This is a genomic window from Azonexus sp. IMCC34839 (assembly GCF_047047955.1).
GTDB lineage: Bacteria > Pseudomonadota > Gammaproteobacteria > Burkholderiales > Rhodocyclaceae > Azonexus.
In genome coordinates this window covers 2,668,934-2,687,557 of sequence record NZ_CP150631.1, presented here as the reverse complement: position 1 = coordinate 2,687,557, position 18,624 = coordinate 2,668,934, and the positions used below count along the sequence as shown (strand labels likewise).

The 18,624-nt window shown below is 62.8% G+C and carries 24 protein-coding genes; 11 read left to right on the top strand and 13 right to left on the bottom strand.

Annotation, left to right across the window (positions count from 1 at the left end):
- Positions 1 to 7: 7 nt before the first annotated feature.
- From hypB to WIF35_RS13030, 13 genes are all read right to left on the bottom strand, one after another.
- A complete protein-coding gene (gene hypB, locus WIF35_RS13090) occupies positions 8 to 1,147 on the bottom strand; it encodes a hydrogenase nickel incorporation protein HypB (RefSeq protein WP_412478659.1) in 1,140 nt (379 codons plus the stop codon).
- Positions 1,148 to 1,162: 15 nt separating this feature from the next.
- On the bottom strand, positions 1,163 to 1,504 hold the full coding sequence (gene hypA / locus WIF35_RS13085) for a hydrogenase maturation nickel metallochaperone HypA (RefSeq protein WP_412478658.1): 342 nt from the start codon (positions 1,502 to 1,504) through the stop codon (positions 1,163 to 1,165).
- 3 nt (positions 1,505 to 1,507) lie between these two features.
- Positions 1,508 to 2,398 carry a hypothetical protein gene (locus tag WIF35_RS13080; protein WP_412478657.1) on the bottom strand — a complete coding sequence of 297 codons (891 nt, stop codon included), beginning with the start codon at positions 2,396 to 2,398 and terminating at the stop codon, positions 1,508 to 1,510.
- Positions 2,395 to 2,868: a [NiFe]-hydrogenase assembly chaperone HybE gene (gene hybE / locus WIF35_RS13075; protein WP_412478656.1), complete on the bottom strand. Its 474-nt coding sequence runs from the start codon at positions 2,866 to 2,868 to the stop codon at positions 2,395 to 2,397. The genes WIF35_RS13080 and hybE overlap by 4 nt, the downstream gene beginning before the upstream one ends.
- A complete protein-coding gene (locus WIF35_RS13070) occupies positions 2,865 to 3,065 on the bottom strand; it encodes a rubredoxin (protein ID WP_412478655.1) in 201 nt (66 codons plus the stop codon). The genes hybE and WIF35_RS13070 overlap by 4 nt, the downstream gene beginning before the upstream one ends.
- Before the next feature lie 9 nt (positions 3,066 to 3,074).
- Complete coding sequence (locus WIF35_RS13065; protein ID WP_412478654.1) at positions 3,075 to 3,938, bottom strand: hydrogenase expression/formation protein; 864 nt, start codon at positions 3,936 to 3,938, stop codon at positions 3,075 to 3,077.
- Positions 3,935 to 4,393: a hypothetical protein gene (locus tag WIF35_RS13060; RefSeq protein WP_412478653.1), complete on the bottom strand. Its 459-nt coding sequence runs from the start codon at positions 4,391 to 4,393 to the stop codon at positions 3,935 to 3,937. The genes WIF35_RS13065 and WIF35_RS13060 overlap by 4 nt, the downstream gene beginning before the upstream one ends.
- Entirely contained in the window at positions 4,390 to 4,692 is a 303-nt protein-coding gene (locus WIF35_RS13055) for a HypC/HybG/HupF family hydrogenase formation chaperone (RefSeq protein ID WP_412478652.1), read from the bottom strand. The genes WIF35_RS13060 and WIF35_RS13055 overlap by 4 nt, the downstream gene beginning before the upstream one ends.
- Complete coding sequence (locus WIF35_RS13050; RefSeq protein ID WP_412478651.1) at positions 4,692 to 5,306, bottom strand: HyaD/HybD family hydrogenase maturation endopeptidase; 615 nt, start codon at positions 5,304 to 5,306, stop codon at positions 4,692 to 4,694. Before WIF35_RS13050 ends, WIF35_RS13055 begins: the two co-directional genes overlap by 1 nt.
- Before the next feature lie 171 nt (positions 5,307 to 5,477).
- The gene (gene cybH / locus WIF35_RS13045) at positions 5,478 to 6,182 is read right to left on the bottom strand and encodes a Ni/Fe-hydrogenase, b-type cytochrome subunit (protein WP_412478650.1); all 705 of its coding nucleotides are present in this window, start codon (positions 6,180 to 6,182) and stop codon (positions 5,478 to 5,480) included.
- Between the two features lie 24 nt (positions 6,183 to 6,206).
- Positions 6,207 to 8,003 (bottom strand): nickel-dependent hydrogenase large subunit, encoded by a 1,797-nt coding sequence (locus tag WIF35_RS13040; RefSeq protein WP_412478649.1) that lies wholly within the window; start codon positions 8,001 to 8,003, stop codon positions 6,207 to 6,209.
- A gap of 3 nt (positions 8,004 to 8,006) precedes the next feature.
- On the bottom strand, positions 8,007 to 9,092 hold the full coding sequence (locus WIF35_RS13035) for a hydrogenase small subunit (RefSeq protein ID WP_412478648.1): 1,086 nt from the start codon (positions 9,090 to 9,092) through the stop codon (positions 8,007 to 8,009).
- A 217-nt stretch (positions 9,093 to 9,309) separates the two neighbouring features.
- Positions 9,310 to 10,215 carry a hydrogen peroxide-inducible genes activator gene (locus WIF35_RS13030; protein WP_412478647.1) on the bottom strand — a complete coding sequence of 302 codons (906 nt, stop codon included), beginning with the start codon at positions 10,213 to 10,215 and terminating at the stop codon, positions 9,310 to 9,312.
- A 170-nt stretch (positions 10,216 to 10,385) separates the two neighbouring features.
- Between WIF35_RS13030 and WIF35_RS13025 the strand changes: the two genes are divergently transcribed.
- The 11 genes from WIF35_RS13025 to napF all read left to right on the top strand — a co-directional run bounded on the left by WIF35_RS13025 (position 10,386) and on the right by napF (position 18,589).
- The gene (locus WIF35_RS13025; protein ID WP_412478646.1) at positions 10,386 to 11,390 is read left to right on the top strand and encodes a cytochrome-c peroxidase; all 1,005 of its coding nucleotides are present in this window, start codon (positions 10,386 to 10,388) and stop codon (positions 11,388 to 11,390) included.
- Positions 11,391 to 11,519: 129 nt separating this feature from the next.
- On the top strand, positions 11,520 to 12,134 hold the full coding sequence (ccmA, locus tag WIF35_RS13020; protein WP_412478645.1) for a cytochrome c biogenesis heme-transporting ATPase CcmA: 615 nt from the start codon (positions 11,520 to 11,522) through the stop codon (positions 12,132 to 12,134).
- 9 nt (positions 12,135 to 12,143) lie between these two features.
- Positions 12,144 to 12,812 carry a heme exporter protein CcmB gene (gene ccmB / locus WIF35_RS13015; protein WP_412478644.1) on the top strand — a complete coding sequence of 223 codons (669 nt, stop codon included), beginning with the start codon at positions 12,144 to 12,146 and terminating at the stop codon, positions 12,810 to 12,812.
- A complete protein-coding gene (gene ccmC, locus WIF35_RS13010; protein ID WP_412478643.1) occupies positions 12,809 to 13,555 on the top strand; it encodes a heme ABC transporter permease CcmC in 747 nt (248 codons plus the stop codon). Before ccmB ends, ccmC begins: the two co-directional genes overlap by 4 nt.
- Complete coding sequence (gene ccmD, locus WIF35_RS13005) at positions 13,552 to 13,740, top strand: heme exporter protein CcmD (RefSeq protein WP_412478642.1); 189 nt, start codon at positions 13,552 to 13,554, stop codon at positions 13,738 to 13,740. Before ccmC ends, ccmD begins: the two co-directional genes overlap by 4 nt.
- Positions 13,737 to 14,225 (top strand): cytochrome c maturation protein CcmE, encoded by a 489-nt coding sequence (gene ccmE, locus WIF35_RS13000; protein WP_412478641.1) that lies wholly within the window; start codon positions 13,737 to 13,739, stop codon positions 14,223 to 14,225. The genes ccmD and ccmE overlap by 4 nt, the downstream gene beginning before the upstream one ends.
- Positions 14,226 to 14,227: 2 nt before the next feature.
- On the top strand, positions 14,228 to 16,216 hold the full coding sequence (locus WIF35_RS12995) for a heme lyase CcmF/NrfE family subunit (RefSeq protein ID WP_412478640.1): 1,989 nt from the start codon (positions 14,228 to 14,230) through the stop codon (positions 16,214 to 16,216).
- The gene (locus WIF35_RS12990) at positions 16,213 to 16,797 is read left to right on the top strand and encodes a DsbE family thiol:disulfide interchange protein (protein ID WP_412478639.1); all 585 of its coding nucleotides are present in this window, start codon (positions 16,213 to 16,215) and stop codon (positions 16,795 to 16,797) included. The genes WIF35_RS12995 and WIF35_RS12990 overlap by 4 nt, the downstream gene beginning before the upstream one ends.
- On the top strand, positions 16,794 to 17,273 hold the full coding sequence (locus WIF35_RS12985; RefSeq protein WP_412478638.1) for a cytochrome c-type biogenesis protein CcmH: 480 nt from the start codon (positions 16,794 to 16,796) through the stop codon (positions 17,271 to 17,273). The genes WIF35_RS12990 and WIF35_RS12985 overlap by 4 nt, the downstream gene beginning before the upstream one ends.
- Complete coding sequence (ccmI, locus tag WIF35_RS12980; protein ID WP_412478637.1) at positions 17,270 to 18,106, top strand: c-type cytochrome biogenesis protein CcmI; 837 nt, start codon at positions 17,270 to 17,272, stop codon at positions 18,104 to 18,106. Before WIF35_RS12985 ends, ccmI begins: the two co-directional genes overlap by 4 nt.
- Positions 18,107 to 18,166: 60 nt before the next feature.
- Complete coding sequence (gene napF / locus WIF35_RS12975) at positions 18,167 to 18,589, top strand: ferredoxin-type protein NapF (RefSeq protein ID WP_412478636.1); 423 nt, start codon at positions 18,167 to 18,169, stop codon at positions 18,587 to 18,589.
- Positions 18,590 to 18,624 lie beyond the last annotated feature (35 nt).

Genomic DNA, 18,624 nt, shown 5'->3' with positions numbered 1-18,624 from the left:
CCGTCGATTACTTCGCCGCCAGCTGCTGCTCCAGTTGGGCGATACGCGCCTTCAACGCATCGACCGACTCGCCGTGCTTGCCGCGCTGCGCTTCGAGACCGGCTTCGATCCAGTCCAGCCAGGCGCTCATGCCGTCGCCGCGGGTGGCGGAGACGCGGAAGATGGTCAGGTTGGGATTGACGCGGCGGGCGTTGGCCTCGGCCAGGTCGGCATCGAATTCGAGGTAGGGCAGCAGGTCGCACTTGTTGAGCAGCATGACGTCGGCTGCGGCGAACATGTCCGGGTACTTGAGCGGTTTGTCTTCGCCTTCGGTGACCGACAGGATCGCCACCTTGTGGTGCTCGCCGAGATCGAAGGCAGCCGGGCAGACGAGGTTGCCAACGTTCTCGATCAGGAACAGCGATTCGTCCTTGGGCTGCAGGCGCTGCATGGCGTGGCCGACCATGTGGCCGTCGAGGTGGCAGCCCTTGCCGGTGTTGATCTGGATGGCCGGCACGCCGGTGGCGCGGATGCGCTCGGCATCGTTGGCAGTCTGCTGGTCACCTTCGACGACGTTGATGGCGACCTTGTCCTTCAACAGCTCGATGGTCTTACACAGGAGCGTGGTCTTGCCGGAGCCCGGGCTGGAAACGAGGTTGAGCGCGAAGATGCCGCGCTCGTCAAACCAGCTGCGGTTGGCGTTGGCGTAGGTGTTGTTCTTGGCCAGGATGTCCTGCTCGATCTGCACCATGCGTGCCTGGCTCATGCCCGGCACGTGGGCGCGGGCCGGGCCGGTGCCGTAGTCGAGATCGCCGCCGACGGCGTGCGCGTGGTGATGGTGGTGATGATCATGTTCGTGGCCATGCTCATGGTCGTGCGGATGACTGTGCGTGCTGCCATCGGCATGGACATGGTCGTGGCTGTGACCATGCACATGCGCATGCTCGCCCTGATGCACGTGCTCATGCACGTGCGTCGTGCCGTCCGCATGCGTGTGCGGATGCTGATGCGCCCCAGCCAGCGCGGCGCCGTCGTGGCTATGCTCGTGCTCGTGATGATGGTCGTGGCTGTGCGTATGCACCGTGCCATCGGCGTGCACATGGGTGTGCTCATGCGCCCCGCCTTCGATCTTCGTTTCCCCTGCCCCGCAGCCGCAAACCGTACACATGGTGTTGTCTCCCGATTATTCGATTTCGATTTCCTTGACCCGCATTTCGGTGCCCCCCGTGGGCTGCACCTGATAACTGCCGCAGGTCGGGCAGGCGCCATACAGCTCGCCGACCGATACCGTCGCCGCGCATTGCATGCACCAGCCGCTGCCCGGCACATCGACGATCTCCAGCCGCGCCCCGTCGGCAATGCCGCCCTTGGTGACGACATCGAAGCAGAAGCGCAGCGCCTCCGGCTCGACCGACGACAGCTTGCCAATTTCCAGCACCACCAGCTTGACCCGTTGCGCATTCTCGCGCTTCGCGGTGTCTTCCACCAGCTGGATCACACCTTCGGCCAAAGACATTTCATGCATGTTTCAATCCACTTCCAATTCGTAAGGCAGGCAAGGGTCGAGGGCCAAAATAGCCTGCTCGATGCCCTGTCGGGCTGCCTCGCCATCCGCGAACGTCCGCTCAGCCAGCAAGGCGGCGAGCGGCACGGCATCGGCGAAAAAACCGTCGGTCGGCGCCTGCACCCGGTAATTTGCCACCAAACCCTCCTCGACGTGTATGGCATGGGTCAAAACGCCGCGCGCCGTCAGCACTTGACCGACGCCCCAACCCTGGCCGCCGGCATGAACGATGGGATAAGGGGCACGCTCAACCAAGGCCGCGACCGCCTGCTCGACATCGACCAGGCGCGCACGGTAGGCCGCTGCCACACAGCTCGGACCGACGATGGCCGGCCTATGATCGGCTTCACCACGCCAGAAGGCCAGCCAGCCTTCGGCATCGAAGCCGGTCACCGGCATCGCAGCACTGCTGCGGTGCACGAGCCTTTCCAGGCATTTTTCAGAGAGCGGGCGCAGGGTGTTTTCCAGCAAGTGCTGGGTCACGGTCAAGCCCTTGTCGCCCTGGCGCTCCGCCCGCCATTCGATGAAGGCATCCTTCTCTTTGGCCAGGCCAAGCGCGGTCGGCCAGTCGAGCAGCAGGCGCCAAAGGTTTTCGTGCAGGAGCTCGAGCCACAGCGCCCGGTCGTCGGCCGGCAAGGGCGGCTCGCCGCGTGCGGCAGCGACGGCGCACTGAGCGGCCGTACGTTGCGCCTCGGCGCACAGGGTGTACAGATAGGGCACCGTCTTCACGACAGCGTCGGGCAACTGGCCGATGAACAGGCGGGTCACGGTCGGCCGGCGCAGCTCGACCGCCAGATTCTCGACTCGCCCTTCGACCCAGTTTGCGCGGACGGTCAGTATTCCCGCCGAATTCACCCCCGCAGCCCCAGGAAAGCACGCCGGCTGCGCGGCGCGTCGGCCACGACGGGCGGCGGTGCCAAGGGTGCGGCAAACAAGGCTTCGCCGACTGCAATGGCGGTCAACCGGGCCTGATCATGCGACTCCAATTCGACCGCCGGGGAAAACAGGGAACAGAGGTGGTAAGTACCGAGTCGATCTTCGTGGGCCACGGTGAACTCGTAATTGCCGGAAGGAAAGCGCCAATCATACTTGCTCGTCGCGGCCAGCTCCGGCCAGTTTTCTTCGTGCCCGCGCAGGCGCAGCAGGTTGATCGCCCACGGCGTGATCATGACGCCGGCCCAATGCCCGTCCTCGGCCCGACGAAAGCCGATGGCCTCGACTTGCAATGCCGGGTTACAGATCGGTACGCCAGCCATGCGCGTTGCCGCGATGTCGGCAAAAACACTTTCCAGGTACAACGATGGATCGTCGGCCCAGAGCCTCATGCGCCGAGCACCATGAACTTGTGCTTGGGCGCATCGCAGCCGGGGCAATGCCAGTCATCCGGCAGCTCGGCAAAGGAAACGCCCGGCGGTATGCCGCGCACATCGTCACCCACCGTCGGATCGTAAACCCACCAGCAGATGCCGCATTCGAGCTTGTCGTCCGGCTTGACGTTGAGGAAGGAGCCTTCGAAACGCATATCGGAAACTTAAAGGGGTTCCGCCATCATGTCGAGATATTCGCGCAGGCGCTCGACGGAATCGGCGAAATCCTCGTCCGAGGCCAGCACCACGTCCGGCATGGCGACCACCTCGATGGAGTTAAGGATCAAGGCATCCATCGAGTTGAAATACTGAACCCACCACACGTCGTGCAGACGCGTACTGGTGATGCGGCAATTGCCGTAGCCGCGCGACAGGATGGACACTTCGCGGTGGCCGAGCCAGCCGTACAGGGTATCGAGATCGGCATCGCTGACCGGCAACAGGGTCAGGTTGATCACGTGCGCCGACTGGCCGGGCTGGTACGCGGCGGCCTGCTGGCGGATTTCCTCGACCAGCGCCTGGGCGTTCATGCAACCGGCCGGGTATTCGGGCGGCTGCAGGCCGCTGGTCGCGGTACGGCGCATCGAATCGATCAGCACCGCCGGCACCGGGCCGGTTTCCAGGCGGTCGATCAGGAAGCGGCCATCCTCGCCGACCTGCAAGACGCGCCAGACACCGGCAAAGGCACTTTCCTGCACGCGCCAGTGTTCCGGCGCGGTGGTGAAGGCGCTGACTTCGCCGAAACCGAGCGACTGGTTGATCACTTCACGCACTTCCGGATCGACAGCAAGCAGGTCGAATTGCGCACCGCCGGCGAAGCCAAGGCGTTCGGCGTTATCGACGAAATCGGCCAGCAGCACGGCGGCACGCGCCACCGATTCGGCCGAAGCCCCTTCCGGCAGACGCGGCTGGTGGAAGGTTTCCATGCCCTTGGGCATGGGCAGGTAATCCGGAGCTTCCTCGCCTTGCGAGCCGGGGCCCATGGCGACGACGGAAATCGGGAAGGGACGCAGGCTGGCCGGGTTCATGCACAGGCTCCTTGAGACGTGGCGGCGCGGACGGGAATACCGATGGGTTTGGGCTGGGCAGGGCCGTTCAGCAGGCGAGCGACTTCGGCCTGATATTCGCTCCAATCGCGAATGCCTTGCAGCACGCCGACGAATTCGCCATCACGCAGGAAGACGACGGCCGGCGCACGCGCCACGCCGTAGCGGGCGAGCAGTTCGGCCGCCAACTCGGCCCCGGCGACGCAACGGGCGATGCTGTCGCCCAGCGGCTTCAACGCCTCAGGCAGGATGACGCAGGCGTCGAGCACTTCGAGGTTGCGCTGCGGGTCGTCGGTGAGCAGCAGCGCGACCAAACCAGAAGGAAATACGTCACTGCTGCGGTGCACACGCGAAAAACCGTGTTTTTGCTCCATGCGGCCGATGGCCGTTTCCAGGCGCTCGAGCGAGGTCGGGCCGGCTTTGAGTTCGAGGCTCATGATTGTGGGGTCCTCAGGAATTCGGGTAGTTGGGGTTCGCGGTCGAGATCGGCAAAGAAGGCGGAAAAATCGGTTTCGCCACTGTGGGCGGCGGTCAGGGCATCGAGTGCGGCATTGATCGCCGCGGCACGCTCAGCCTCGATCACTTCGCGCGCCGCATCGAGAAAGGTCAGCAGCCAGGTGCCGGCCGGCTGTGGGCCGACCAATGACAGGTCGACACGCACCTCGCCGCCACGCCCGGCACAACGGGCGAAATGAGCACCGGTTTCGATGACCTGGACGGGAATGCCGAGGCACATCAGACCGACTCCATATTGAGGAAACGGGCATCGCCCAGGCGATAAGCCAGGTCGGCCGACGGCCGCTCGCCTTCGTAGACGTCGATGGCCAGCGCGGCATCGGTGATCGGTTCGGCATCGCCGTCGCGCAAATGGCCCGCGGCGCCCCACTGTTCCAGCCAGTCGAGTGCCTTGTTCAAGGCCGGCACCATCTGCGCCTTGACCACGTCGCGCAGGCTGCCGCCGTAGTCTTCGAGTTCTTCCGGCTGGACGCCGATCAACACCAGCTCCTTGGGCAGCTTGCCGGTCAACTCGGCGGCCATCAGGACTTCCTGAAAGCCGGTCTGGTGCAGGCTCATCTTTTTGGCCCCCATGAAGCGCGGCACCTGATCGCCGACCACTTCGCGCATCGTGCCCGGCTCGTCGCCGTAATCGACGGCATCGAAGACCAGCAGGCAATCGGCTTCCTGCACGTAAGGCAGCAGGTAGAGCCCCTGCGTACCGCCATCCATCAGCGTCACTTGCGGCGGGAAGGTCCAGCCTTCGTTCAGCGCCTCGACGCAACGCACGCCGAAACCTTCATCGGCCCACAGCAGGTTGCCGATACCGAGCACCAGAATGCGTTTTGAATCCATCGTCATCTTCCGAAAAAAACGCCCCGGTCGCGTGAGGGTGCGAGCCGGGGCCAACGCAAGGTAAACCTTAATTCCGACTGTTGGCCAGGCGCGACCAGGGCAAGGCGGCAGCGCACAAACCGTACGACTGCACGGCAAACGCCGACAACGCGGCCCTGGTAAGCATGACCATCAGTCCTTGAACATCCGCCAGCCGGAGATCATGGTCGAGATCAACGATTGCCGGCTCATGATGTCTTCGCGGATCGCGGCGTAGACGTGGACAACGACGAAGGTCATCATGATCCACATGCCCAGCCGGTGCAGGCCATGCACCTGCAGCGAGCCGCCCAGCATCGGGATGACCCAGCCGAACATCACGTCGCTCCAGTGACCCAGACCGGCGCCTTCGCTGTACAGCGCGAAGCCGGTGAACACCATGCCGACGGCCAGCACCGTGAAGAAGAAGAACATCATCAACTGTGCCATCGGGTTGTGACCGACGTATTTCTTCGGATATTTCTCCAGGAAGAGATACCAGCGCAGTTCGAAGAAGACTTCACTCCACCATTGCGGGTTCAGGATGGGCAGCTTGAAGATCTGCTTGGCGTGATGGTTACCGACAAAGGCCCAATAGACGCGACCGAGCAGGCCGATCGCGAAGATGTAGGCCGCGGCGAAATGGGCAAAGCGGATATAGCCCATCAGGAAGTTCTCGGCGGCTTCGCCGGGCACTGTCGGCAAGGGCTTGCCGATGAAGTAACCGGTCACCGCCAGCACCACCATGGCCAGCGCATTGACCCAGTGCCACAAGCGCACAGGGGCTTCGTAGACATAGATCGAACGGACTTGTTTACCGTGCCGTTCGGCCTCCAGCATGTCCTGTTGAGAGAGCATGATTGCCTCCTTTCCGGGACGCGGTTAGCGAACCTTGACCGAGGTCATTTCCTGACCGTCCGGGCTCATCACGTGCGTCGAGCAAGCCAGGCAGGGGTCGAAGGAATGCAGGGTGCGCAGGATTTCCAGCGGCTCGTCCGCCTTGGCCACCGGGGTGTCCATCAGCGAGGCCTCGAAGGCACCGATCTGACCCTTGTGGTCACGCGGACCGCCGTTCCAGGTCGTTGGGACGACGCACTGGTAGTTGTCGATCTTGGTGTCCTTGATCTTGATCCAGTGGCCGAGCGCGCCGCGCGGGGCTTCGGTGAAACCGGCACCCATGGCTTCCTTCGGCCAGGTGCTGGGTTCCCACTTCTCGATGTTGGCGGTGTTCAGATCGCCAGCCTTGAGGTTGGTCATCAGCTTGTCGAACTGCTGTTGCTGCAGCTTGACGCAGTAGGCCGTTTCCAGACCGCGCGCTGCGGTGCGGCCGAGGGTCGAGAACAGAGCGGTGACCGGCACATCGAGCTTCTTCAGCGCGCCTTCGACCAGACCGTGGATTTCCGGATACTGCTTCGGTTGCAGATAGCCCAGCACCATGCGCGGCAGGCAGCCGACTTCCATGGCGTGGCCGCGCCAGCGCGGCGCCTTGATCCACGAATACTTGCCGCCTTCGTCCAACTCCTTGATGTTGGTCTTGGTGCCCTTGGTGTTGGGGCCGAGCACGAAGTTGGGTTCGGTGACGCCGTCGAACGGGTGCAGGCCCTTGGTTTCGTCCGGGTACTTGTACCAGGAGTGAGCGACGAATTCCTGTACCTGTTCCGGGTCCTTCAGGTCGACCGGATGAATCTCGTCGAGCTTGCCGTTGATGATCGCGCCTCGCGGCAGCAGCAGGTTGCCCGAGGTGTAGTCGTTGGCCTTCTGCGGGATATCGCCGTAGGAGAGCAGGTTCTTCGACGACAGGCCGCCACCGTACAACCAGCCCTTGTAGAAGGAGCCAATGGCCAGCAGATCGGGAATGTAGACCTGTTCGACGAACTCGGTACAGCGATCGATGATGCTCTTGACCAGGTTCAGGCGCTCCATGTTCACCGCGCCGACCGCCCCCGTGCCTTCGAGGTTGATGGCGCAGGGCACGCCACCGACCAGCCAGTTCGGGTGCGGGTTTTTGCCACCGAAGATGGTATGAACCTTGACGATCTCTTTCTGGAAATCGAGGGCTTCGAGGTAGTGCGCCACGGCCATCAGGTTGGCTTCCGGCGGCAGCTTGTAGGCCGGGTTGCCCCAGTAGCCATTCATGAAGGGGCCGAGCTGGCCCGATTCGACGAACTTCTTCAGGCGGTTCTGGATGTCGCGGAAATAGCCCGGCGACGACAGCGGCCAACTGGAAATGCTCTGCGCCAGTGCCGAAGTGGCCTTCGGATCGGCCTTCAATGCGGAGACGACATCGACCCAGTCGAGCGCATGCAGATGGTAGAAGTGCACCAGATGATCGTGAATATAGAGATTCAGCTGCATCAGGTTGCGGATGGTGTTGGCGTTTTCCGGAATCTTGATGTTCAGCGCATCTTCAACCGCGCGCACCGAGGTCAGGGCGTGCGTACCGGTACAGACGCCGCAGATGCGCTCGGTGAAGGCCCAGGCGTCGCGCGGATCGCGGCCCTTGAGGATCACTTCCAGGCCGCGCCACATGGTGCCCGTGGAGACGGCGTTACGGATGACGTTCTTGTCATCGAGGTTCACTTCCACCCGCAGGTGGCCCTCGATGCGGCAAACCGGGTCGACGACGACGCGCTTGCCAGAGTTGTCCAGCTTGAAGCCTTGAGTTTCGTAGGCTGACATGAATTATTCCCCCTGTTTTTCTTGTTCGCCGGCCTTCTGGCGAGCGCGGGCCAGCGCGGTGACGGCGGCGTGCGCGGCAATCGCAGCGCCCACCGTGCCGGCAGCAGCCTTGCCGATGGTGTCGGCGTTCGATTCGGCGCCGAACGGCGTGATCGAGGTGACGCGGTCGTAGAACGAGCCCTTGTCCCAGAAACCTTCTTCCGAGCAGCCGATACAGCCGTGACCGGATTGCACCGGCCAACTGACGCCGCCGTTCCAGCGCATGGACGAGCAGGCGTTGTAGGTGGTCGGCCCCTTGCAGCCCATCTTGTACAGGCAATAGCCCTTGCGTGCGCCTTCGTCATCCCAGGCTTCGGCAAACTGGCCGGCATCGAAGTGGCCGCGGCGATAGCACTTGTCGTGGATACGCTGGCCGTAGAACATTTTCGGGCGACCCTGGCGATCCAGCTCGGGAATGCGGTCAAAGGTCAGCATGTAGGTCACGACGCCGGTCATCACCTCGGCAATCGGCGGGCAGCCCGGCACGTTGATGATCGGCTTGCCGGAAATGACCTTGTGCACCGGCGTCGCGCGCGTCGGATTCGGCTTGGCGGCCTGCACGCAGCCGTAGGACGCACAGGCGCCCCAGCTGATGATGGCCTTGGCGTCGGCGCAGGTTTCCTTGAGCACTTCCACGAACGGACGGCCGCCGTGAATGCAGAACATGCCGTCTTCGTTGAGCGGCGGATTGCCCTCGACGGCGACGATGTAGTTGCCCTTGTACTTCTTCTTGACCTCTTCGATGATCGCCTCGGCCTGATGCCCGGCGGCGGCCATCAGCGTGTCGTCGTAATCGAGCGAGAGCATGGAGAGCACGACATCCTTGGTCAGCGGGTGGGCCGAACGAATGAAGGACTCGGAACAGCAGGTGCATTCCAGGCCGTGCAACCAGATCACCGGCGTGCGCGGCTTGGTTTCCAGCGCATGAGCGATGCGCGGCGCGGCGGCGCTGCCCAACCCCAGCGAGGTGGCGGTCAGGCTGCAGAACTTCAGGAAGCTACGCCGGGTAATGCCCTGCCGGCGCAGCACTTCATAAAAAGTCTCGGTCACTTGTTTTCCCCCGTTCGTTTTTCGCATTGGACGTTGCGGCATCGCAAAGCACGTGCCAACGCCGGGAGAAATGTGATTTATTGATTTAAATCAAACCCTTCGCCAGTCGGTTTGGCGCCAGCAAAACAGCGAAGGGCGAGACAAGTGATTACTTGGTTTCCACTCTGCAAACCACAAAACCACACTGCTGCGGTGCACCGTGAAAAACGGACAAAAATCAGTGGATCAGTCGATAGGCCGGATTGTTCAACCCCTGCACCGCCGCCACCAGCGCATCCATGGCTTTCGGCCGCACGAAACCGGTCCGCCAGGCCAGCGCAATACGGCGCGACGGCTCCGGCTCGGTGAAGGGAATGACACTGATCAGGTCGTTGCTATAAGGATGGCGCAACGCCCCATCGGGCAGCACCGACACACCAAGCCCGGAAGCCACCATGCAGCGGATCGTGCCAATGGAATGGCCGAGGCGAACGTCGGTCTCCGGACTGCTCACCTGCGGGCAAGCACCCAGCACCTGGTCGCGGAAACAGTTGCCCGCCTTCAACAGCAACACCTCGTCGCCAGCCACTTCTTCCGGCGCGATGCGCGCCTTGTTTTCCCACCCATGGCCGCGCGGCACGATGACCTTGAACGATTCGTCGTAGATGGGCCGCGTCAGCACGCCCGGAATATCGAAGGGCAAGGCGATGATCACGACATCGACCTCGTTCTCGCGCAGCATCTCGGCCAGGTTGGAGGTCATGTTCTCCTCGATGGCGAGCGGCATGTGCGGCGCCACCTGCTTCAAGGACTGGATCAATTGCGGCAGCAGATAGGGACCAATGGTGTGAATGACGCCGAGGCGCAACGGCCCATCCAGCTGGTCGCGCCCGACCATGGCGATCTGGCGCACCTTGTCCGCTTCTTTCAACGCCTGCTGCGCCTGCTCGACGACGCGCACGCCAACCGCACTCGGACTGACGAAGCCCTTGCCGCGCTCGAACAACTGTACGCCCAGTTCGTCTTCCAGACGGGCGATGGCGACGCTCAATGTTGGCTGACTGACCGAACAACGTTCGGCCGCCCGGCTGAAACTTCTTTCCTGCGCCAAAGCCACGATGTAACGCAACTCGGTTAAGGTCATTTGCTGCTCTCCTGAGTAATTTAGCGAGGTCTAATGCCCCTTCTATCTATAGGGGAAAGCTATAACCCCTATAAACAAAACCCATAAAAATCATTGACTTGGATCAATACTACCATGACCACCGAGGGGACAATGCCCGGACCGAATGTTTTTTACAAGGGAGAATGCAAATGAAAAGAAGCACGCTTTCCGTTTTTGTTTCACTGCTGCTCGCCGGATCCACCAGCCTCGCCATGGCCGCCGAAAAGGAACCGATCCAACCCATCCAGCCAGCCAAGGTAAGCAACCCACCCCTGGTCGAACTGGGCAAGAAACTCTATTTCGACCCGCGCCTGTCCAAGTCAGGCTTCATCTCATGCAATTCCTGCCACAACCTGTCAATGGGCGGCACCGACAACATCAAGACCTCGATCGGCCACAACTGGCAGGAAGGCCCGATCAATGCCCCGACCGTCCTCAATTCCAGCCTCAACCTCGCCCAGTTCTGGGACGGCCGGGCGGCCGATCTCAAGGCTCAGGCCGGCGGCCCCATCGCCAATCCGGGCGAAATGGCCTTCACCCATACGCTGGCCATCAATGTGCTGCAATCTATCCCGGGCTATGTTGCCGACTTCAAGAAAGCCTTCGGCAAAGAGCAGATCGACATTGACATGGTGACGAAGGCCATCGCCGCCTTCGAGGAAACCCTGGTCACCCCCAACTCCCGTTTCGACAAATGGCTGAAAGGCGACAAGAAGGCCCTGAGCAAGATGGAACTGGAAGGCTACAAGCTGTTCAAGGACAGCGGCTGCGTCGCCTGCCACAATGGCCCGGCCGTCGGCGGCAATTCCTTCCAGAAGATGGGTCTTGTCGAAGCCTACAAGGCTTCCAGCCCGGCCGAAGGTCGTTCGGCAGTTACCGGCAAGGACGCCGACCGCTTCAACTTCAAGGTGCCAACCCTGCGCAACGTTGAAATGACCTATCCGTACTTCCACGACGGTGCCGCCAACACCCTGCCCGAGGCGGTCGACACCATGGCCCGCATTCAGCTCGGCAAGAAGTTCACGGCCGATGAAAATGCCAAGGTCGTTGCCTTCCTGAAGACCCTGACCGGCGACCAGCCGAACTTCAAGCTGCCCATCCTGCCGCCCTCTTCCGACGCAACACCGCGCCCAACGCCGTTCGAGAAGAAGTAAGGACGAACGCCCATGACGACGGGGGCAGCCGCCCCCGTTTTTTGTTGCCCGATTTGTTTGATGATCATCAATCTGCCGGTAAACTGGCGCGTTCATAATTTGCGCCTGATTTTTCGCGGTTTTTTCTAAATGCTTGAAGCTGACAATCTGGAATGCGTGCGCGGCGAGCGCCGCCTGTTCGCAGGCCTCGGCTTCAAACTGGAAGCCGGCGAACTGCTCTATCTGCAAGGCAAGAACGGCGCGGGCAAGACCAGCCTGCTGCGCATGCTGATCGGCCTGCTGCCGCCGGAAGCCGGCGAAATTCGCTGGAAGGGGCAATCGATCCGCTCCGCCGGCGAGGATTTCCGCGCCGACCTGTGCTATCTCGGCCACCTGAACGCCATCAAGGAAGAGCTGACCCCCTTGGAAAACCTGCTCGCCGCTGCCCGCCTAGCCGACGAAGAACTGTCGGAAGACGATGCGCTGGATGCTCTCGAGCAGGTCGGCCTGGCCGGCCGCGAGGATCTGGCCTGCAAGTACCTCTCGCAAGGCCAGAAGCGCCGTGTCGCGCTGGCCCGACTGGTCAAGGAACGCCGTCCACTGTGGGTGCTCGACGAACCCTTCGTCGCCCTCGACGTGGCTGCGGTGGACTGGCTCGCCGGGCTGATTTCCGCCCACCTGCAACGTGGCGGCCTGGCCGTGATGACGACACACCAGCTGGTCGACATTCCGGCCGGCACCGTGCGCGAACTGCGCCTTTCCTGAGGTCGGACGATGCTGAAAATCATCCTGGCCGTCATCGGTCGTGACCTCAAGCTGGCCATGCGCCGTCAGGCCGACATCGTCTCGGCCATCTTCTTCTTCATCATCGTGGTCAGCCTCTTTCCGCTCGGCATCGGGCCGGAACCGGACCTGTTGCGCAAGCTCGCCCCCGGCGTGCTGTGGGTCGCCGCCCTGCTCGCCACCATGCTGTCGCTGCCCCGCCTGTTCGCTGACGACCATCGCGACGGCACACTCGAACAGCTAGCCTTGGCGCCACATCCGCTCGGTCTGGTTGTTACGGGCAAAGTGATCGCTCACTGGGTGGTCTCCGGCCTGCCGCTGGCCTTGATCGCACCGGTGCTCGGCATCCAGTTCGACCTTTCCACCGACGCCCTCATCGTGCTGACTGGCGCCATCCTGCTCGGCACCCCGGCGCTGTCCGGCATCGGCGCCATCGGCGCGGCACTGACCCTCGGCCTGCGTGGCGGCGGTGTACTGCTATCGCTGCTCGTGCTGCCGCTTTACATCCCGGTGCTAATATTCGGCGCTGGCGCGGTTGACGCGACCGTGTCCGGACTCGGGGGAGAAGGACATCTGTCACTGCTCGCCGCCATTACCTTTGCCGCAACCGGCTTCGCCCCTTGGGCGTCGGCCGCCGCCTTGAAGATCGCCCTCGAATGAAAGATCGCTTCAATCTCTATAAATTCGCTTCACCGGCCACCTTCTATCCGTTGGCCGGCGCGCTGATTCCCTACTTCGCCGCCATTTCGATCGTCTTCGGCCTGGCCGGACTGTATCTCGGCATGCTGGTCGCACCGACCGACTTCCAGCAGGGCGAGGGCTACCGCATCATCTTCATTCACGTCCCAGCGTCGTGGATGTCCATGTTCATCTATCTGGTAATGGCTTTCTGGGCCGCCATCGGTCTCGCCTTCAACACCCGCCTCTCCGGCATGATGGCGCAGGCGCTGGCCCCAACCGGCGCACTGATGGCCTTCCTGTCGCTGTGGACCGGCGCCCTGTGGGGCAAGCCGATGTGGGGCACCTGGTGGGTGTGGGACGCCCGCCTGACTTCAGAACTGATCCTGCTCTTCCTGTACATCGGCTACATGGCGCTGACCGCCGCCATTGACGACCCGCGCCGCGCCGACAAGGCGGGCGGCCTGTTGCTGCTGGTCGGCGTGGTCAACGTGCCGATCATCTATTTCTCGGTGAAGTGGTGGAACACCCTGCACCAGGGCTCCAGCGTCAACCTGACCAAGTCGTCGATGGCCGAAACCATGCTGTGGGGCATGTTGCTGATGGCTATGTGCTTCTGGATGTATTCCATCGCCGTCGCCTTCATGCGCGTACGTACCATCATGCTCGAACGCGAGCGGCACACCGACTGGGTCAAGGCCATCCTGACAGGAGGCGAGAAATGATCTACTGGAACAGCTTTTCCGACTTTATCGCGATGGGCGGCTACGGCCTCTACGTCTGGGGCTCCTTCGGCGTCACCGCAGCCATCATGGCCATTGAACCGATTCTCGTCGCGCGCAATCAAAAGACCACCATCGCCCGCCTGAAACGTCAGCTAAGGGCAGAAAGCAGGACCCCTACCGAATGAAAACCCGTCACAAGAAACTCGCGCTGATCGGCGGCGCCCTCGCCATCATCGGCATCATTGCTGCCCTCGTGCTCAATGCGCTGAACAGCAACATCGCCCTTTACATCTCGCCGACCGACGTGGCGGCCGGCAAGGCACCGGCCGGCAAGCCCTTCCGTATCGGCGGCCTGGTCAAGGAAGGCAGCCTGGCGCGTGAGGCCGACGGCGTGACCATCCGCTTCGTCGTCACCGATACCGACAAGGACATCACGGTGAACTACAAGGGCATCCTCCCCGACCTGTTCAAGGAAGGCAAAGGCGTCGTCGCTCAAGGCAAATTGACCGAAACCGGCACGTTCACCGCCAGCGAAGTGCTGGCCAAGCACGACGAGAACTACATGCCGCCGGAAGCCGCCAAGGCTGTGGGCGATGCCCATGCCCGCGCAGCCGAGAAGAAGGCTGGCGAAACGGCAAGCACTGGCGACAAGCCGAAAGCAGGTTACTGAGCATGATTCCTGAACTTGGTCATTTCGCGCTGATTCTCTCGGCGCTGGTCGCACTTGTCCTCGGCGTCTTTCCGCTGATTGGCGCCCACCGCAACCAGCAGAGCTGGATCGCCCTGGCTCGTCCCGCCGCCTCGGCGATGGCACTGTTGGTCACCTTCTCCTTCGCCTGCCTGACCATTGCCTTCATCAACAACGATTTCTCGGTGGTTTATGTAGCGCAGCACTCCAACTCCCTGCTGCCCATCGAATACCGCATCGCTGGCGTCTGGGGCGGCCACGAAGGTTCGTTGCTGCTGTGGATCTTGATGCTGACCTGGTGGGCCTTCCTGGTCGCCTTGCTGTCGCGCGAACTGCCCGACACCATGGTTGCTCGCGTGCTTGGTACGCTGGGCCTGGTCGGTTTCGGCTTCCTGCTTTTCATCCTGCTGACCTCCAACCCCTTCGAGCGACTGCTGCCCGGCGCACAAGAAGGTCGCGACCTCAACCCGCTGTTGCAGGACCCCGGCTTGGTCATCCACCCGCCGCTGCTCTACATGGGTTATGTCGGCTTCTCGGTCGCCTACGCTTTCGCCATCGCCGCCCTGCTTTCCGGCAAGCTCGACGCGGCCTGGGCACGCTGGTCGCGCCCCTGGACGACCGCGGCCTGGGTCTTCCTGACCCTGGGCATCGCCATGGGCTCCTGGTGGGCCTACTATGAACTCGGCTGGGGCGGCTGGTGGTTTTGGGACCCGGTGGAAAACGCCTCATTCATGCCCTGGCTGATCGGCACAGCGCTGATGCACTCGCTGGCGGTCACCGAAAAGCGCGGCAGCTTCAAAAACTGGACCGTGCTGCTGGCGATTTCCGCCTTCTCGCTGTCGCTGCTCGGCACCTTCCTGGTCCGCTCGGGCGTGCTGACCTCGGTCCACGCCTTCGCCACCGATCCGCGCCGCGGCATTTTCATCCTGATCTTCCTGGTTGCGGTGATCGGCTCGTCGCTTACCCTATTCGCGGCGCGCGCGCCGAAGGTTGGCCTGGGCGGCCGGTTTGCGCTCTTCTCCCGCGAGTCGCTGCTGCTGACCAATAACGTGTTGCTGGTGGTTGCCTGCGCCACCGTCCTACTCGGCACGCTTTACCCGCTGCTGATCGATGCGCTGGGCGTCGGCAAGATTTCGGTCGGCCCACCGTATTTCAACGCCGTCTTCGTGCCAGTGATGACGCCCATCCTCTTCCTGATCGGCATCGGTCCCTTCGCCCGCTGGAAGGAAGCTTCCGTTACCGAAATCGCCAAGGCCGTGAAGTGGGCGCTCGCCGTCGGCGTCGTTGTCGCCATCGCCTGGCCGCTGCTCTATGGTGGCTGGCATGCGATGACGGCACTCGGCCTGTTGCTCGCGGCCTGGATTGTCGCCACCGCCGTGCTCAATTTCGTCGAACGCGTCCAGCACACACGCGCCGGCCGCAGTTTTGTGGCCACCGCCCTCAGCCAGCCACGCAGCTTCTTCGGCATGCATCTGGCGCATATCGGCGTCGCCGTCTTCGTTATCGGCGTCACCATGGTCTCCAGTTATCAGGACGAAAAGGACGTCAAGCTCGGCCCCGGCCAATCGGTCGATGTCGCTGGCTACCACTTCACCTTCAACGGCGTGAAACAAGTGGAAGGCCCCAACTACGTGGCGGCGCAGGGGGATTTCGATCTGTCCGTTGAGGGCAAATTCCTGCGCAAGATGAATCCGGAAAAGCGCAATTACCACTCCTCGACCATGCCGATGACCGAAGCCTCGATCGACGCCGGCCTATTGCGCGACGTCTATGTTTCGCTCGGCGAACCGATCGACCGCGACAAGCCGGAAGGCGAATGGGCCGTGCGCGTCTATTACAAGCCTTATGTCGACTGGATCTGGGGCGGCTGCATCCTGATGGCCCTCGGCGGTCTCGCCGCCATGCTCGACCGCCGCTACCGCGTGAAAGCGCGTGCCGCCGCCAAAGTCCCTGCCGGAGCCCAACAAGCATGAATCGTTATTACTGGATCGTCGGCGCCTTCGCCGCCCTCGTTGCCCTGCTCGCCGTCGGTCTCAACCTGAATCCGCGCGACGTCCCTTCGCCGCTGGTCGGCAAGCCGGCTCCGGCCTTCACGCTGGCACAACTGGCGCAACCGGATAAAACCCTGTCGCCGAAGGACATGGAAGGCAAGGTCTGGCTGTTCAACGTCTGGGCCTCGTGGTGCGTTTCCTGCCGCCAGGAACACCCGATCCTCGTCGAATTCTCGAAGAAGGTCGACGTGCCCCTGATCGGCCTGAACTACAAGGAAGTACGTGGCGACGGCGGCTTCGACATGGGCAAGATGCCGGCCGAGGAAGAAAAGAAACTGGCCTGGCAACGCGCCAATCAGTGGCTGTCCGAACACGGCAATCCGTACAAGCTGACGGTCATGGACCTCGACGGCCGTGTCGGCATCGACTACGGCGTCTATGGCGTGCCGGAAACCTACGTCATCGACAAGGCCGGCGTCATTCGCATGAAGCACACCGGCCCGATCACCCCGGACGTGCTGGGCAAGAAGATCATGCCGCTGCTGGCGGAGCTGAACAAATGAAACACCTGCTCGCCCTGGTTTTTGCCTGTTTTGCCTTGTGCACCGCAGCAGTGGCCGATAGCGCCACCGAAGCAGCCATCGCTGCCGATCCGGTGACCGAAAAGCGCTTGCAAAAGCTCTCCGAAGAACTGCGCTGCCTGGTCTGCCAAAACCAGAACATCGCCGACTCCAATGCCGAGCTGGCGCAAGACCTGCGCCGCGAAGTACGCGGCATGATCAAGGCCGGCAAGAGCGACAAGGAAATCATCGACTTCATGGTCGCCCGCTACGGCGACTTCGTGCTCTATCGTCCGCCGGTCCAGGGCAACACGCTGCTGCTCTGGGGCGGCCCCATCGCCCTGCTGTTGCTCGGCATCGTCGCCCTGCAACGCTACCTGAAGCGCCGCGCCGCCCGTCTCGCCGCCGAAGACAAGCCGCTGACCGCCACCGAGGCGCAGCGCGCCGAAGCCCTGCTCAAGGAACTCGATTCGCAATGACCCAGTTTTTCATCTTCGCCCTGCTGCTCGTCGCGGTGGTGGCCGCCTTCATCGTGCCGCCGCTGTGGCGCAAACCGCGCCAGAACGCCTCCAACGCCGAGCGCAAACAGGCCAACCTCGCCATCTTCCGCGACCAGCTGGCTGAACTCGACCGCGAACTCGCCGAAGGCTCCTTGAGCGAAGCCGACCACGCCCAGGCCAAGGCCGAATTGCAGCGCCGCCTGCTCGAAGAAGTCGATAGCGACGAAACCGGCGGCAATGTCGCTAGCGCCGCCCCCAGCCGCAAGCTCGCGATCACCCTCGTCGTACTTTTGCCGATTCTTGGCCTGCTCGGTTACGGCGTGCTGGGCAACCCGCGCGCGCTCGACCCGACACAAACCGTTGCCCAGCCAAAAATGACGCCGGAACAGATCAATGCCATGGTCGCCAAGCTGGCCGAGCGCATGCAGGCCAACCCGGACGACATGCAAGGCTGGATGATGCTCGGCCGTTCCTACAAGACCCTGGGCCGATACGAAGACGCCGCCCAGGCTTACGCCAAGGCGGAAAAGGCCATGGACGACCCGGACGTGCTGGCCAGCTATGCCGAGACCATTGCCATGGCCGAAGGCAAAGGCCTCAAGGGAAAACCGACGCAACTGATCGAAAAGGCGCTGAAGATCGAGCCCAATCACGGCCACAGCCTCTTCCTGGCTGGTGCCGCCGCCATGGAGCGTGGTGACCGCAAGGCCGGCATCGCTTATTGGGAAGCCCTGCTGCCGCAAGTCGAACCTGGCTCGGAAATCGACCAGATGCTGCGTAGTGGCATCGACAAGATGAAAGCCGGCGGTTAAGCCATGGTCGATCTGGCGCGGCGCGGCTTCTTTCGCGGCCGCGCGCGCCCGCAAGTTCAGATGCGCCCCCCCTGGGCACTGCCCGAAGCCAAATTCATCGACGCCTGCACCCGCTGCAACGACTGCCTGAAAGCTTGCCCGACCGGGATTCTGATCGCTGGCGATGGCGGCTTTCCGAGCGTCGATTTCCAGCGGGGCGAATGTACCTTCTGCGCCGACTGCGTCACCGCCTGCCAGCCCAAGGCCCTGCTACGCGTTGAAGGACAGGACGCCTGGTCGTCGAAAGCTGTCATTGGCGATGCCTGCCTGCCGCGCCGGGGCGTCGAATGCCGCGTCTGCGGCGATTTCTGCGACGCCCGCGCCATCCGCTTCGTTCCACGTCTGGGCGGCAGCCCGCTGCCCGAACTCGACCCGGAAAAATGCACCGCCTGCGGTGCTTGCATCGCCCCCTGCCCGACCCGGGCCATCCGTATCGCCCTCTGAGCCTCACTTTTGCCGTTTCCAAGGCGCCGCATTGG

What these genes read in the sequence shown, in the direction of transcription:
- ccmI (WP_412478637.1), top strand. Translation starts at nt 17,270, where the DNA reads ATGACCCAGTTTTTCATCTTCGCCCTGCTGCTCGTCGCGGTGGTGGCC.
- WIF35_RS13050 (WP_412478651.1), bottom strand. Translation starts at nt 5,306, where the DNA reads ATGGATTCAAAACGCATTCTGGTGCTCGGTATCGGCAACCTGCTGTGG.
- ccmD (WP_412478642.1), top strand. Translation starts at nt 13,552, where the DNA reads ATGATCTACTGGAACAGCTTTTCCGACTTTATCGCGATGGGCGGCTAC.
- WIF35_RS12985 (WP_412478638.1), top strand. Translation starts at nt 16,794, where the DNA reads ATGAAACACCTGCTCGCCCTGGTTTTTGCCTGTTTTGCCTTGTGCACC.
- WIF35_RS13030 (WP_412478647.1), bottom strand. Translation starts at nt 10,215, where the DNA reads ATGACCTTAACCGAGTTGCGTTACATCGTGGCTTTGGCGCAGGAAAGA.
- WIF35_RS13040 (WP_412478649.1), bottom strand. Translation starts at nt 8,003, where the DNA reads ATGTCAGCCTACGAAACTCAAGGCTTCAAGCTGGACAACTCTGGCAAG.
- WIF35_RS12995 (WP_412478640.1), top strand. Translation starts at nt 14,228, where the DNA reads ATGATTCCTGAACTTGGTCATTTCGCGCTGATTCTCTCGGCGCTGGTC.
- hypA (WP_412478658.1), bottom strand. Translation starts at nt 1,504, where the DNA reads ATGCATGAAATGTCTTTGGCCGAAGGTGTGATCCAGCTGGTGGAAGAC.
- ccmC (WP_412478643.1), top strand. Translation starts at nt 12,809, where the DNA reads ATGAAAGATCGCTTCAATCTCTATAAATTCGCTTCACCGGCCACCTTC.
- WIF35_RS13065 (WP_412478654.1), bottom strand. Translation starts at nt 3,938, where the DNA reads ATGAACCCGGCCAGCCTGCGTCCCTTCCCGATTTCCGTCGTCGCCATG.
- WIF35_RS13060 (WP_412478653.1), bottom strand. Translation starts at nt 4,393, where the DNA reads ATGAGCCTCGAACTCAAAGCCGGCCCGACCTCGCTCGAGCGCCTGGAA.
- WIF35_RS13070 (WP_412478655.1), bottom strand. Translation starts at nt 3,065, where the DNA reads ATGCGTTTCGAAGGCTCCTTCCTCAACGTCAAGCCGGACGACAAGCTC.
- WIF35_RS13025 (WP_412478646.1), top strand. Translation starts at nt 10,386, where the DNA reads ATGAAAAGAAGCACGCTTTCCGTTTTTGTTTCACTGCTGCTCGCCGGA.
- ccmA (WP_412478645.1), top strand. Translation starts at nt 11,520, where the DNA reads ATGCTTGAAGCTGACAATCTGGAATGCGTGCGCGGCGAGCGCCGCCTG.
- ccmE (WP_412478641.1), top strand. Translation starts at nt 13,737, where the DNA reads ATGAAAACCCGTCACAAGAAACTCGCGCTGATCGGCGGCGCCCTCGCC.
- hypB (WP_412478659.1), bottom strand. Translation starts at nt 1,147, where the DNA reads ATGTGTACGGTTTGCGGCTGCGGGGCAGGGGAAACGAAGATCGAAGGC.
- ccmB (WP_412478644.1), top strand. Translation starts at nt 12,144, where the DNA reads ATGCTGAAAATCATCCTGGCCGTCATCGGTCGTGACCTCAAGCTGGCC.
- WIF35_RS13055 (WP_412478652.1), bottom strand. Translation starts at nt 4,692, where the DNA reads ATGTGCCTCGGCATTCCCGTCCAGGTCATCGAAACCGGTGCTCATTTC.
- WIF35_RS12990 (WP_412478639.1), top strand. Translation starts at nt 16,213, where the DNA reads ATGAATCGTTATTACTGGATCGTCGGCGCCTTCGCCGCCCTCGTTGCC.
- napF (WP_412478636.1), top strand. Translation starts at nt 18,167, where the DNA reads ATGCGCCCCCCCTGGGCACTGCCCGAAGCCAAATTCATCGACGCCTGC.
- hybE (WP_412478656.1), bottom strand. Translation starts at nt 2,868, where the DNA reads ATGAGGCTCTGGGCCGACGATCCATCGTTGTACCTGGAAAGTGTTTTT.
- cybH (WP_412478650.1), bottom strand. Translation starts at nt 6,182, where the DNA reads ATGCTCTCTCAACAGGACATGCTGGAGGCCGAACGGCACGGTAAACAA.